This window comes from Wenzhouxiangella psychrophila (assembly GCF_042310375.1).
Taxonomy (GTDB): Bacteria; Pseudomonadota; Gammaproteobacteria; order Xanthomonadales; family Wenzhouxiangellaceae; genus Wenzhouxiangella.
Genome location: NZ_JBHJMQ010000007.1, coordinates 72,375 through 86,752, shown reverse-complemented (window position 1 = coordinate 86,752; position 14,378 = coordinate 72,375). Strand labels below are relative to the sequence as shown.

The 14,378-nt window shown below is 65.0% G+C and carries 7 protein-coding genes; 2 read left to right on the top strand and 5 right to left on the bottom strand.

What is annotated here, in order from left to right; all coding sequences use genetic code 11:
* Positions 1–108: 108 nt before the first annotated feature.
* Entirely contained in the window at positions 109–1,425 is a 1,317-nt protein-coding gene (locus ACDC66_RS10470; RefSeq protein WP_376696665.1) for an alkaline phosphatase D family protein, read from the bottom strand.
* Positions 1,426–1,548: 123 nt separating this feature from the next.
* The gene (locus tag ACDC66_RS10465; protein WP_376696664.1) at positions 1,549–4,605 is read right to left on the bottom strand and encodes a DEAD/DEAH box helicase; all 3,057 of its coding nucleotides are present in this window, start codon (positions 4,603–4,605) and stop codon (positions 1,549–1,551) included.
* Positions 4,606–4,831: 226 nt separating this feature from the next.
* Here ACDC66_RS10465 and ACDC66_RS10455 point away from each other — a divergent pair, with 226 nt between their 5' ends.
* On the top strand, positions 4,832–8,458 hold the full coding sequence (locus tag ACDC66_RS10455; RefSeq protein ID WP_376696662.1) for a hydantoinase B/oxoprolinase family protein: 3,627 nt from the start codon (positions 4,832–4,834) through the stop codon (positions 8,456–8,458).
* A 247-nt stretch (positions 8,459–8,705) separates the two neighbouring features.
* Here the strand turns inward: ACDC66_RS10455 and ACDC66_RS10450 are convergent, their stop codons facing one another.
* From ACDC66_RS10450 to ACDC66_RS10440, 3 genes are all read right to left on the bottom strand, one after another.
* Complete coding sequence (locus ACDC66_RS10450) at positions 8,706–11,759, bottom strand: diguanylate cyclase (RefSeq protein ID WP_376696661.1); 3,054 nt, start codon at positions 11,757–11,759, stop codon at positions 8,706–8,708.
* Positions 11,760–11,893: 134 nt separating this feature from the next.
* Positions 11,894–12,832 (bottom strand): electron transfer flavoprotein subunit alpha/FixB family protein, encoded by a 939-nt coding sequence (locus tag ACDC66_RS10445; RefSeq protein ID WP_376696660.1) that lies wholly within the window; start codon positions 12,830–12,832, stop codon positions 11,894–11,896.
* Positions 12,832–13,578 carry an electron transfer flavoprotein subunit beta/FixA family protein gene (locus ACDC66_RS10440; RefSeq protein WP_376696659.1) on the bottom strand — a complete coding sequence of 249 codons (747 nt, stop codon included), beginning with the start codon at positions 13,576–13,578 and terminating at the stop codon, positions 12,832–12,834. Before ACDC66_RS10440 ends, ACDC66_RS10445 begins: the two co-directional genes overlap by 1 nt.
* 165 nt (positions 13,579–13,743) lie before the next feature.
* On the opposite strand from ACDC66_RS10440, the gene ACDC66_RS10435 reads away from it, so the two are divergent.
* Positions 13,744–14,256 (top strand): transcription termination/antitermination NusG family protein, encoded by a 513-nt coding sequence (locus ACDC66_RS10435; protein ID WP_376696658.1) that lies wholly within the window; start codon positions 13,744–13,746, stop codon positions 14,254–14,256.
* Positions 14,257–14,378 lie beyond the last annotated feature (122 nt).

Here is a 14,378-nt window from a genome sequence, read left to right as displayed (position 1 = left end):
GCCCCCGGAAAAACCGGCCCCAACACCAGACGCGCTGCCTGAGCCCAGACCCGGAACCCCAGGTTTCAGAGCGTTCCCTGAAACCTGAAACCTGAAACCTGAGTAACTTTACGGCTGCAAGTCCTGTTGTTGGATTTCCTCGCGCCAGACTTCCTCGCCGTCGCTGTCGTGCAGGGTCAGGGTGGCCACTCGCTCATTACGCGGCCCGGTCACCTCGATCATGCCGAAGTTGCGCTCGGTGTAGAGGCTGCCTTCGACGTCGTACTGCATCGCCTCGTCCTCCGGGTCGTGCGAGCCGGCGGTCAGCGGCGATACCGTCCACTCGTAAAGCGGATACGTGCCGTAGCGGTCCATCTCGAGCAGCACGGAGTGATGCCGGTCTCCGGTCAAAAAGACCACACCGGGAATGCGCTCGGCCTCGATGCGGTCGAGCAGCTCGCGTCGCTCACCGGGGGCGAGGTTGATGTAGCTCTCGCCGTTTTCGGCCGAGTTGAGGAACTGACCGCCCATGACCACGAACTTGAAGCTGGCATTGCTGGTCTTGAGCGCGTCGATCAGCCAGTCGATCTGTTCATCGCCCAGGATCGTGCGCTCGCCGGTGACGCGGTAATTCGCCTGGCGGAAATAGCGGTTGTCGAGCAGGAAGAAGCCGACATCGTGCCACTCGAAAGAATTGGTGACGCCCCCCGTTCCGGCGGCAGAGAACTCCGGATTGGGCCAGAACGCATCGAACACCTCGAGTGCAGCATCGCGCATGGCGTAGCCGCGATCGGAGTTGTTGGGGCCATAGTCGTGGTCGTCCCAGGTGGCGTAGTGATGCGTGCCGGTCACCAGCTGCGACAGGGCGTCATGCCCACGGGTGTGGCTGAAGCGCGCGTACATGCCCGACTTCGAGTTCCAGTCGGCCTCGCGGTAGTAGACATTGTCGCCGAGCCACAGCATGAACCCAGGCGACGCTTCGGCGATGGCGTCGAAAATGCGGTAGTCGCCGCCGTAGGGCTCGCCCGGCCGGTCGTACTCGGTCTGGTTGATATAGGCGCAGGAGCCCAGCGCGAAACGGAAATCGGGCGGGTCCTCGCGCCATTGCCACAGCGGCTGGGTGACGAAACGCTGTGTGTGCTCGGCCGGCTGCGCCTCGTCCTCCACCAGGATCTCATAGCGATAGGTCTGACCGGGCTCCAGCCCCGTGGCCAGCAGCGTGGCCGTGTTGGCCTTGTCCGAATCGGTGGCCTCGGGCGGGCTCGTCCGCCATTCCCCGTCGTCATCCGACCGGTAGCGAAGCTGCACCACCGCCGGTTCATCGGTCTGCACCCAGACCTTGACCTGTCGCATGGTCGAATGCCCCGGCATCGGCCCGGCGACGATCTCTGCCGCGGAAACGGACAGGGAACCGGCGGCAAGCAAAACGGCAACAACAAAACGCATCTTTGATACTCCGGTGGTCGGGATGAACGCTGCCGACTATACCTGCTCGAGGCTTGCGACGGCGTGAGATGTCCGTGTTTGGGGATCAGGGTTCCGGGTTCGGGGTTCCGGAAACCTGAAACCTTAAAACTGATTCAGACAGTCTTCGACGGGCACGCGCGCCTCCCCGGCGCCCGTCAATTCGAACAGCTCGGCCACCGTCTCGAACGCTGCCTCTCCCTCGACCTTCCGACGCGCCTCGACCAGCCACTGCCAGACCGCGCCCCGGTCGCTCGGCAATGCATCCTGCGGAAATCCGCCCGGCGGCGGCTTCGGCTGCCAGCGGCCGTCCAGCGACAGAAACCAGTCCAGCCGGTGCGTGGCGATCCACAAACGCTGCCCATTCTCCGGATTGACCAGCGCCAGCGCCCTGCCCTCGCGCACCAGCTTCGAGAACCAGCGCGTCCAGCCGCCGGCCGGCACCGGTTGCGCCAGGCCCAGGCCCGACTCGCCCTCGCGCTGGGTCAGGAACCCTGCCTGCTCCAGCAGCCGTTCCAGCGCCGTGGTGGAGGGTGTCCGAGACGTCAGTTCGCCGACACACGCCACCGCGGGTGCCGCGACAGCCGCACCGCGCGCCGGCGGCTTCGGCGAATTGCCCCGGCTTCCGGCCGAAGACCGCGGTCCGGCCCGGCTGCGCGTGGCCCCACCGGGCCGCGCCGCCGGCCGCTCGAAGTTGCGTGTGCGCCGCTCCTCGGCGTCGTCCTCGTCCAGGTAGCTGTGGCGCGGCGCGTGAACCAGGGCCTCGGCCAGGGGCGAGGGCCGCGGCGTCTCGACCGCGTGCACGGCAATTTCCCCGCCCTCGATCCGCGCCAGCAGGCGCTGCAGGCCGGCGAGGTCCATGTACTCGTCCAGGCAGTCGGAAAGCGCCTGCTGCACCAGCGGGTGGTCCGGCACCTCGCGCGCGCCGCTGAGATTCTCCAGGCAGGCCAGCTGGTCAGGAAACACGCAGGCGATCAGGTTCTCGGCCTGGCTGCGCTGGCGCTGCGAAGGCAGCGGTCCGTCCAGGCCGTTCTTGAGCAACACCAGGGCGTTGTTGGCGCACCAGCGGAAACGGGTGACGAACAGCGGCGTGTCGAGCATCGCCTGGGTGAGCACGTCGGCGACGTTGTGCGACTTCACGAAACCCGCCACCGCCGCCAGATCGAACTGGCTGGTCACGCCCAGCGAAATCAGCACGCCGTCGTCGGTGGCCGCGGCCTGCAGCTCGAAGTTGAACTGCCGGCAGAAGCGCTTGCGCAGCGCCAGGCCCCAGGCGCGGTTGATGCGTGCCCCGGCGAAGGTATGCAGCACGATATGCCGGTCGCCGCCGGGGTCGGAAAACTGCTCGATCACCATGCGGTTCGGCGAAGGCAGGGCCCCGAGCAACACGCGTGATTCATCCAGCAACTTCAGCGCCTGCGGATGCGGCGGCGTGCGCCCCTGCCCGGCAATCACCTGCAACATGGCCTGCGCCATCTCGCGGCTGCGACCAGGCCCCTCGCCGAACCAGAACGGCAGTTCGGCCGGTTCTTCCTCGGCCGGTTCCACGCGCACCAGTCCGGTCAGAACGCGCAGGATTCGCCAGGGACGATTGCCCAACTGCAGCACCTGCCCCGGCGAGGACTCGAAGGCCACTTCCTCGTCGAGCCTGCCCACCACTTCGCCGGTATCGGCGCGAACCACCTCGTACTCGAACCACTCGGGAATCGTGCCGGCGTTGGTCAGCACCAGGCGGTCAGCCTCCGGATGCGCGCGGTAGCCGCCGTGCTCGTCGGCGATCAGGAGCGGATCGAGCTGCTCGTTGGGCATCAATTCGGGCCGGTCGGCCAATGAGGCGAGCAGCGTTTCCAGGTCGGTCTTCGAGAGATCGCGGTACGGCCAAGCCGTGTGCACCATCGCCAGCAGGTCGTCGAGGTCGCCCGTACCGTTGGCGACCAGGGCCACAAGCTGCTGCGCCAGCACGTCCAATGGCGCCTCCAGCGGCTCGACGGCGTCGACGCCGCCGTCGGCGATCATGTCTTTTAACGCGCGCGTCTCGACCAGTTGGTTGAGCGTGAGCGGAAACAGGTGCATGCACGGGCGCCGGCCCGGCCGATGACCGCTGCGTCCGGCCCGCTGGCGCACCAGGTTGACCGATCCGGGCACGCCGATCTGACAGACCCGGTCGACATGCCCCAGGTCCAGGCCCAGCTCCAGCGAGGCGCTCGAGACCAAAACGCGCAGTTCACCGGCCTTGAAGCGCGCCTCGATCGCCTCGCGGTGGGCCGTATCCAGGCTGCCGTGATGGGCACCCACCTGGCCCGGCTGACCGGCGGCCTCAAGCAATTCATCCAGCGTCGCGGCCGTGCGCTCGACCCGCGCGCGGGTCTGGCAGAACACCAGCAAAGAGCGATTGCTCAAACTCAACTCCGCCATGCGCGCATGAATCTGCTCCCAGTGAAGGCTGTTGGGGTACGGCCCCAGCGGCATGCCCGGCAGTTCGACTTCCAGCTTCACCGGTCCGGGCGCATCCGGGGCCACGATTTCGCAGTCGGCCGACCCGGCCAGGAAACGCGCCAGGGCACCGGCCGGATGGGCCGTGGCCGACAGGCCGATCCGCTGGACGGGACGCCCCGCCAGTCGGTCCAGGCGCGCCAGCGACAGCGCCAGGTGGGCACCGCGCTTGTTACCTGCGAGGGAGTGCAGTTCGTCGACCACCACCGACTCGACCGTGCGCAGCAGCGCTCGCCCGCCGCGGCTGCCCAGCAGCACGAACAGGGATTCCGGCGTTGTCGAGAGAATTTCGGGCGGGTTGCGGCGCTGCCGGCTGCGCTCGGTGCGCGGCGTATCCCCGCAGCGCAGTGCGATCACCGGCGCACGGCCGCCCGCCACGGCTACCGCTTCGAGCAAGGGCGCCAGGTTATGCGTCATGTCCCGCGCCAGGGCCTTCAGTGGCGCGATATGCAGCGCCCGAACCCCGCGTGCACGACCAGGCCTGCTCGCCAACCCCTCCACCAGCGGCCGCCACGCCGCCAGGCTCTTGCCCTGCCCCGTCGAAGCGATCACCAGCGCATTACGCCCGGCCCGCAACACCGGCCAGGCCGAACGCTGCACCGCAGTGGGTTCGCCGACGGCGTTGGCAAACCAGGTATCGAGGGATTGTTCGGTATCGAATAGGGACATGGCGGACATTATGGTCGCAGGGTCTTCTCAAAAGGTGAGAAACAGATTGGTTGGCTGGTTGGCTGGTTGGCTGGTTGGCTGGTTGGCTGGTTGGCTGGTTCGGCAATAGTCTCGGTCACTCGCGATCTCTTCGCGGCGAAGCCGCCCCGCAATGCAGCCGGCTGCCGAACTAGCCAACGAGAAAACAAGCCAACCAGCCAACAAAACCCCTGCTAAAGTCTCTTCCATGTCCACGTCCTCTTCGTCGAATGAAGCCTCTCCAAGCCGCCGATGGCGCTTCTGGATCGATCGCGGCGGCACCTTCACCGACGTGATCGCCTGCTCGCCCGATGGCGAATTGCGAGCGGCCAAGCTGCTGTCGGAAAACCCCGACCACTACGACGACGCCGCCATCGAGGGCGTCCGGCGAATGCTGGCGCTGGGTACCGACGAGCCCATCCCCGACGAGCGCATCGAGCACGTGCGCATGGGCACCACGGTGGCGACCAACGCCCTGCTCGAGCGCAAGGGCGAGGCAACGGCACTGGTCACCACGCACGGCTTTCGCGATGCGCTGAAGATCGGCCACCAGAGCCGGCCCGACATCTTCGCCCTCGACATCCGCCGCCCCGAGCAACTCTGCGACGAGATCGTTGAGATCGACGAGCGCATCGACGCCGCAGGCGAGGTCCTGCAAGGTCTCGACGAAGACAGAGTGCGCGAACAACTGTTAGCCCTGCGCGAGAAGGACATCCGCGCCCTGGCCGTGATCCTGGTTCACGGCTACCGATATCCCGAACACGAAAAACGCATCGGCGAGATCGCCGAGAAACTCGGCTTCGAGCAGGTCAGCCTCTCGCACCGGGTCAGTCCCCTGATCCGTTTCATCGGTCGCGGTGACACGACCGTGGTCGACGCCTATCTCTCGCCGGTGCTCAAGCGCTACGCCGACCGTGTGGCCTCCGAGCTGGGTAACGTGCGACTGCAGTTCATGAAGTCCGACGGCGGCCTGACCGACGCTGCTAGCTTCGCCGGCAAGGACGCCATCCTCTCGGGTCCGGCAGGCGGCATCGTGGGCAGCGTGCGAACCGCGGCCATGGCTGGCCTGGAGCGCGTTATCGGCTTCGACATGGGCGGCACCTCCACCGACGTCTCGCACTACCGCGGCGAATTCGAGCGCAGCCTCGAGACGGTCATCGCCGGAGTGCGGCTGCGCGTACCCATGCTCGAAATCCACACCGTGGCCGCCGGCGGCGGTTCGAAGCTGCACTTCGACGGATCGCGCTACCGCGTCGGCCCCGACTCGGCCGGCGCCGATCCCGGTCCGGCCTGCTATCGAAAAAATGGCCCGCTGACGATCACCGACTGCAACGTCATGCTTGGCAAGCTGCAGCCGGACTTCTTCCCCAGAACCTTCGGCCCGGACGCCGACCAGGCCCTGGATGCCGATATCGTGCGCAAGCGCTTCGACCAGCTATGCCGCGAAATCCGCGCGGCCACCGGCGACACACGCGAACCGGTCGAAGTAGCCGAAGGCTTCCTGCGCATTGCCGTGTCCAACATGGCCAATGCCATCAAGAAAGTCTCGGTGCGGCGCGGCCACGACGTGACTCGCTACGCGCTCAACTGCTTCGGCGGTGCGGGCGGCCAGCATGCCTGCCTGGTGGCCGACGAACTGGGCATCGAGACCGTGCTGATCCACCCGCACGCCGGCGTGCTCTCGGCCTACGGCATGGGGCTGGCCGACGTGACCGCCCATCGCGAGTTCGCCGTCAACGACGAACTCGACGAGCCCCTGGCCGAAAAGCTGGCGTCGACCTTCGAGCAACACGCCCGGGACGCCGGCGAAGAACTGCATGAGCAGGACTTCGCCGACGAAGCCATCGAGGTTGAACGAACCTGCCGCGTGCGCTACACCGGCACCGACACCAGCCTGCCCGTGCCCTTCGGATCGTTCGATGCAATGAGGCGCGCCTTCACCGAAGCGCACCGCCGGCAGTTCGGCTTTGCCATGGAAGACCGCGGCCTGGTGGTCGAAGCCGGCCTGGTCGAGGCCGTCGGCCGAAGCCGAACGCTCGATGCCGAACCTGAGGTCGACCCGGACCGGCCGTTGGCCGGGCCGGCCGAGCGCGTCGAAACCTTCATGGACGGCGAGTCCCGCCCGAATACGCCTGTATACCGTCGCGATGACCTGGCCATCAACCAGGCCATTGACGGCCCGGCCCTCCTCATCGAGGCCAACTCAACCGTCGTGGTCGAACCAGGTTGGCGCGCCGCACTTAATCGCCACGGCCACTTGCTGCTCGAGCGTCGGGAGTCCAGGCGCGCCCTACAGGCGGGTACGGAATCCGACCCGGTATTGCTGGAAGTCTTCAACAACCTGTTCATGTCGATCGCCGAACACATGGGCGCGACGCTGCAGCAGACTGCCTGGTCGGCGAACATCAAGGAACGCCTCGACTTCTCCTGCGCCCTGTTCGACGAAGCCGGCCGGCTGGTATCCAACGCGCCGCACATGCCCGTCCACCTGGGCTCGATGGGTGAGAGTGTGCGCGCGGTCATCGACGAGTTCGCCGACGACATGGCGCCCGGCGACGTTTTCCTGCTCAACGACCCGTATCACGGCGGTACCCACCTGCCCGACCTCACGGTGGTCAGCCCCTGCTTCAACGAGCGAGGCGACATTCTGTTCTATACCGCCAGCCGCGCGCATCATGCCGATGTCGGCGGCATCACGCCGGGTTCCATGCCGCCCGACAGCAGGACCATCCACGACGAGGGCGTGCTGATCGGCCCGATGCGCGCCGTCAAGGGCGGCAACCTTTGCCGGCAAGAACTCGAAGCGGTCTTTACCAGCGGCGAGCATCCCGTGCGCAATCTCGACCAGAACTTCAGCGACCTGCACGCCCAGATCGCGGCCAACCAGCGCGGTCTTCAGGAAGTCGATCGCATGATCGACCAGTTCGGGCTGGATACCGTACGCGCCTACATGCACCACGTTCAGGACAACGCCGGTGAACAGGTCGCGCGCGCCCTGTCGAAGCTCGGCGACGGTCACTGGGTCAAGCACATGGACAACGGCGTCCGGATCGAAGTCCGCGTCGATGTCGACCAGGCCGCGCGCCGGGCAACGATCGATTTCACCGGCACCAGCGATCAAACCGGCGACAACTTCAACGCCCCGCGCGCCGTCACCCGGGCGGCCGTGCTGTACGTCCTGCGCACCCTGGTCGCCGACGACATCCCACTCAACGACGGCTGCATGAAACCGATCGACCTGGTGGTGCCCGAAGGCAGCCTGCTATCCCCCGTACATCCTGCCGCCGTGGTCGCCGGCAATGTCGAGACCAGCCAGGTCGTGGTCGACGCCCTGTTGGCCGCAATGGGCGTGCTCGCCAACAGCCAGGGCACGATGAACAACCTCACCTTCGGCAACGACCGCTACCAGCACTACGAGACGCTCTGCGGCGGCGCGGGCGCCGGTAAAGGTTTTGACGGCGCCGACGCCGTCCATGTGCACATGACCAACTCGCGCCTGACCGACCCGGAAATCCTCGAGACCCGTTTTCCCGTGATGCTCGATGCCTTCGGTATCCGTCCCGACTCGGGCGGCGCCGGAAAATGGCACGGCGGCCGAGGCGCCGAACGCCGCATCCGTTTCCTCGAGGCGATGACGCTGGCCATCCTCGCCAACTCCAGAAAGATTGCCCCGTCGGGAATCGAGGGCGGGGAAGACGGGGCGCTCGGGAAGGCCTGGATCGAAAGGACCGACGGCAGCCGAGAAGAACTCTCCGGAACGGACCGGGCCGAAGTCGAAGCCGGAGATATTTTTGTTCTTCAGACGCCGGGCGGCGGGGGATACGGCACAGCCTGATTTGATTAGGACGACAAATCAAACCTGTCCACACATCGCTACTCGTGTCGACATCCGAAATGTTGCCCTACGCAGCCTTCGATCCGCACTCGCGGCGCAGCCGCCCCCCCACCCCCCGAACAATGCCGCCGGAAACCGGAAACCGGAAACCGGAAACCGAAATCATAAGCCGCCTCCTCATCCACACCAGACCAACCAGCGAACGAGCAAACAAGCCAACGAGCCAACGCCGCGCCAGCGGCCACCCCTACCCCCTCTCGATCGATACCTCTTCGCGCTCGATCAATAGACGCAGGTCCTCATCGAGGTGGCCAGACAGCGTGGCCGGTTCCACCCAGGGTGTCGGCCGCACACGGCACCAGCCATCACGACCGTTCTGCTTGAGATACAGCAGCGCCTTGTCGGCCAGCGTGACGGTCTGGCTCCAGCTCAGCGCCGTGGGGGCATCCCTGAACGGCGGATACTCGGCCACGCCCATCGAAGCGGTCATCCGGACGTTCGCACCGCTGTCGAGCAAAAACTCGTTGCGGCGAATCTCATCGACGATGCGGTCGGACACGCGGGGAACCTCTTCGGCCGGCATGGGACGGAAAACGATCAGGAATTCCTCGCCGCCCCAACGCACCACGTAGTCGCCGGTGCGCACCAGCTGAACAAGCAATTCCGAGAACTGCTGCAACACCGCATCGCCGGCGTCGTGACCATAGCGATCGTTGACTTCCTTGAAGTGATCGATATCGACGATGGCGAACGCCAATACCGAGCCACTCATTTGCGGCTTGGAGAGCTCGCGGTGGAAATGTGCCAGATCGGCCGGCAACTGGGAAGCCAGATAGCGCCGATTCCACAGCCTGGTGAGTGGATCGGTCATGCTCGCCGTCTCCAGCCGGGCACTGTAGTCGCGAAGATGTTCGTTGGCCACGCGCAACTCTTCGGTTCGCTCCTCGATGGTTGTCTCCAACGCGCGTTGCTGGCGTTGCATACTCCGGAGCCGATAATTGAAGCCCAGCCAGATCAGCATCAAGACGATGATCAGCAAGATGATCTGGAACCAGACGGTTTCCCAGATATAAGGTTGAATGCGAAACTCGAGGGTTGCCGGCTCCTCCACCCAGATACCCGCATTATTGCTGGCGCGAACCTGGAGCGCATACTTGCCGGACGGCAAGTTGGTATAAAAAGCCTGGCGCTGCATCGGCTCATCAAGTCTTTGCCACTCGTCACGGAATCCCTTGAGCCGATACTCGAGCCCCACGCTGGTCGGATCCTGGTAGGTCATCACGGCAAAGCCGAACGCGAGGTCCCGCTTGTCGGAAGGCAGGTCCAGGGCTGTTCCGGGTTCGATATCCCGCCACTGAGCATCGATCCGGACGCGATCGACCAGGACGCGCGGCGCCACCGAGTTTCTCTTGATTCGCTCGGGCACGAGGTGAACGATACCGCCCCGTGTCGGCAGCCAGAACTCGCCATCGTGCATGAATCCCTTGGCATTGCCGGCACCATTGCAGCAATAACCCTTCTGGGCCCCCGAAACATCACCGCGCTCGTTCAGGACCATGCGCCCCGGGAGCGCATCGATTGCGCCGGAGAGGTAGGTCTCGATGGAATCGAGCGGCAACTCGTAAAGTCCCCGGATACCGGCCACCCAGAGTCGACCATCGGCTTCACCGAATGCGAAGGGGCTGTTGACCGGCAGTCCGTCTTCGGCGTCGAATTCGTGCCACGTCGAATCCCGGCCGATATAGAGTTTTTCATCGAGCGTTCCGACCGCCAGGCGGCCATCGGACAGTTCGATGATCGCCGTCACGTCCCGGTCGGTTGCCACTCCCTCCGCACGCTGGAACCGGTTCTCATGCCAGTAGAGCAAGCCTCGCCGCGTTCCCACCAGTAGCTTGCCGTCCTCGGTCTTGTAGAGAAGACGAACGTCGCGACCACCCAGGTCACCGCTGGACGCCATTCTGTGCATCTGCTCGCCGTCCCAGCGCCAAACACCCTCCGTGGTAGCCAACCAGTAGTCCCCGGCAAACGGAACGATGCCATTGACCTGTGCGCTGTCGAGCGGGCTGAAAGCCGGCGGCTTCTCGACCTTTTCATCTCGGCGATTCCACCAGTACAAGCCGGTTCGCGTGCCGACCCACACCCGCTCGTCTTCCACCAGTAGCGTGTAGGCATGTGGATGCGGTTGGTCTCTGCCGGATACGAGTTTCTCGAAGCGACCATCCCGAAAGACCGCCAGCCCGTCCATGGTGCCGGTCCAGATATCGCCCTGCGAATCACGCGCCACCGTCCACACAAGGCTGTTGTGGAGGCCTTCGGGATGGTCGTACCGAAACACCCATCCGTTCCAGAGGCGGGCCACGCCCTCCCAGCGGGAACCGAGCCACAGGTTGCCCTCGCTATCCTCGGCCATGTCGAGCACGCTGCCGTGCGCGTATGGCGCTTCGTCGGGCACGACCTCGATCAGCTCACGACCCTGAATGCGCAACAAGCGCCCGGCGGCACCCACCCACAAGTTGCCGTCGCGGTCAGCATGGAGCGTTTCGATGACCGGATCTTTGATTCGTCCGGGCACTTCGTAACGTTGCCAGACACCATCCGCCAGGAAGAGCAGCCCGCGCGTAGTCGCCGCCCAGATACGTCCGTCGTAATCAACGAACTCGTTGACCAACGCGGACTCGAGCTCTCCTTCCAGAGGCATCGGCTGCCAATTGCCGCCCTGCTGGACGTGAATGACGCCATAGCCGCCGGCATAAATTCGGTCTCGATGGACAAAAACCGAACGCAGGGAATCTTCCGGATCGCCGGAGAAGTGCACGAAGGCGTCGTCGGCCAGGCGCATCAGCCCCTGGTCAGACGCCAGCAGGATTTCGCCCTCGGGGGTCTCGGCAAACTGGAAAACGTCGATTTCGCGCCCGAAACCATCGTCGACGCCGTGAAACTCTCCGTCACGGTAAACCGCAGCGCCCTTGTAGGTGCCTGTCCAGATCCGGTCCTGCGAGTCGACAAAGAGGGCCTGGACGAACATGCCGGGCATTTCAGGGGATGTACCAGGATCGAACACGGTAAAGCGAACGCCGTCGAAACGCGCCACCCCGGCCTGGGTGCCGACCCATATGTAGCCCTCCGGCCCCTGGACCAGGGCCTCCACGGAAATCTGAGGGAGACCCTCCTCGATGCTCCAGGTGTCTTTGACGTACTGGTGAAAGGCCTTGTCGGGCGCCAGCGCAAATGCCTGCGAGCCGGCCAGTGCCGCCAGGGACAGGCCGATCAAAGCAAGAAAACGCGCGCCGAAACGATCCAAATCCGGCTCCCCTCCAGATTCCGGCCACCCGATCCCCGGCTGCCAAACCGATGTCTTGAGGATACCGCAACGCGGCAGGGTGCGCGACTTGGGCCTGTGGCCTGTGGTCTGTGGTCTGACTACTGACTACAGAATCACAGCTTCCCTTCCAGTTCGGGAACAAGCTCGAACAAGTCTCCCACCAGCCCCAGATCGGCCACCTCGAAGATCGGGGCCTCGGGGTCCTTGTTGATGGCCACGATGGTGCCGGCGTCCTTGATGCCGGTCAGGTGCTGGATGGCACCCGATATGCCGATGGCGAAATACAGATCCGGCGCGATGATCTTGCCGGTCTGCCCCACCTGCAGCTCGTTGGGCACGTAGCCGGCATCGACCGCCGCACGCGAAGCGCCCACGGCCGCGTTGAGCTTCCTGGCCAGCGAGTAGATGATGTCGAAGCCCTCGCTCGACCCCATGGCACGTCCGCCGGAGACGACAATGGGCGCGGTCGCCAGATCCGGGCCCTCGCCCTCGCCACCTTCGACCTTGATCCAGCGGGTATGACCGGGGTCTTCAGCCTGCGGCTCGCGCGTTTCGATCTCGGCCGAACCACCCTCGCCCGCAGCAGCGAAGGACGCCGTACGAATCGTTGCAACCACCGGCTGGTCGTCGGCGACCTTGACCGTGACGATGGCGTTGCTGGCGTAGATCGGGCGCTTGAAGGTGCGCTCGTCGATCACTTCCTGGATATCGGAGACCTGGTTGACGCCGATCAGGGCCGCCGCGCGCGGCAGCACGTCCTTGCCGTAGGTGGTCGATGGCATCAGGATGTGTGAGTAATCATCGGCCAGGGCCTTGATTTCCGGCGCCAGGCGGGCCGCCAGGAAATGCTCGAAATCGTCGTGGGCGATACTGAGCACGCGCGTTACGCCCTCGAGCCCGGCGGCCTGTTCGGCCAGGGAAGACGGGTCGGCGGCAAACACCGCCACATCGATATCGTCGATGCCCATGCCCAGGGCACCGGTCAATGTCTTGGCCGTTGCGGCGCTGAGCGTTTCGCCGTCGTGTTCGGCAATGATCAGAATTCTGGACATTACAGCAACCCCTTCGACTTGAGTTCGGATACCAGTTCGTCGACGGACTCGACCTTCTTGCCGCCGCCGCGCTGCGGCGGGGGCTCGTAGGAAACGGCCTCGATACCGCCGGCGCGTTCAACGCCCAGGTCCTCGAGCGAGAGGGTCTCGAGCGGCTTGCGCTTGGCCTTCATGATTTCCGGCAACTTGACGAAGCGCGGCTCATTCAATCGCAGGTCGGACGTCAGCACCGCCGGCAGGTCGACCTCGATGGTCTCCAGCCCAGCATCGACTTCGCGCGCCACGGTGACCTTGCCGTCGGCCAGCTCGACTTTCGAGGCGAAGGTGGCCTGCGGCCGGTCCCAAAGGGCGGCCAGCATCTGGCCGGTCTGGTTGGCGTCATCATCGATCGCCTGCTTGCCCAGGAACACGATCCCCGGCTCTTCCTTTTCGACCAGCTTGAGGAAGGTGCGCGCGGCCGTCAGCGGCTGCACGTCGCCGTCGGAATTGACCTGGATGGCGCGGTCAGCGCCCATGGCCAGGCCGGTTCGCAACTGTTGCTGCACCTCGTCGCCGCCGATCGAGGCGACGATCACTTCCTCGGCCTCGCCGCGCTCCTTGATCCGCAGCGCCTCTTCGAGCGCAATTTCGTCGAACGGGTTGATCGACATCTTCACGCCGTCGGTCTCGACGCCGCTCCCGTCGCTCTTGACCCGCACGCGCACGTTGTAATCCACCACCCGCTTGAGGGTGACCAGAATCTTCATGGGCGTCATTCCTGTGTCAGGCTGTGAGTGGAAAGCGCTCTATTGTAACGGGTCGAGGCGTGGACGAAGGGTGGATTCGAGGGCCTTCGCCTTCCGAGTCCCGGCTTCCTGATGTATCCTGTTTGCTGCAAAAGGGCGGCACACACCAGCAACCGGGGCAGACCGATGCAACACGAGCGTCTCTGGCGGGTAGTTTTCTGCAAGCCCGCCCAGGAAAGACGGGCAGAAGCGCAGCTGGAAAACCAGGGATTCGAGGTGTTCCTGCCGCGTATCCGGGTACGAACCCGCTCGCGCGGAGGTTCACGGCTGCGCGTGCAGCCGATGTTTCCGCGCTACCTGTTCGTCAACCTCTGCGCCCACGCTGAAGACTGGAGTACCATTCGGTCCACACGAGGCGCAATCGGGCTGGTGCGCTTCGGCGAGCGGGTACCGACCGTACCGGGAGAATTCATCGAGATGCTTCGAAAGCGTCAGGGCGACCTCGGCGCCGTGGACCTGAGCGAGGCCATGGAGATCCGGCCCGACGACGCGGTTGAAATCACCGACGGCGCAATGGCCGGCCTGCGCGCCGTATTCCAGGCCCGCAGCGGCCAGGAGCGCGTGGTGGTCCTGCTGAAGCTGCTCGAACACGAAAGAAAGGTGGAACTGCCGGCCAACGCGATAAGAAAGGTGGTGTAACTTGTTGGCTGGTTGGCTGGTTGGCTGGTTGGCTGGCCAAGGATATCCGCTTGCCGCGGAGACTTCACGGCGCAGCCGTCCCGCAAAGCAATGGACTGCCGAACTAGCCAACAAGCGAACCA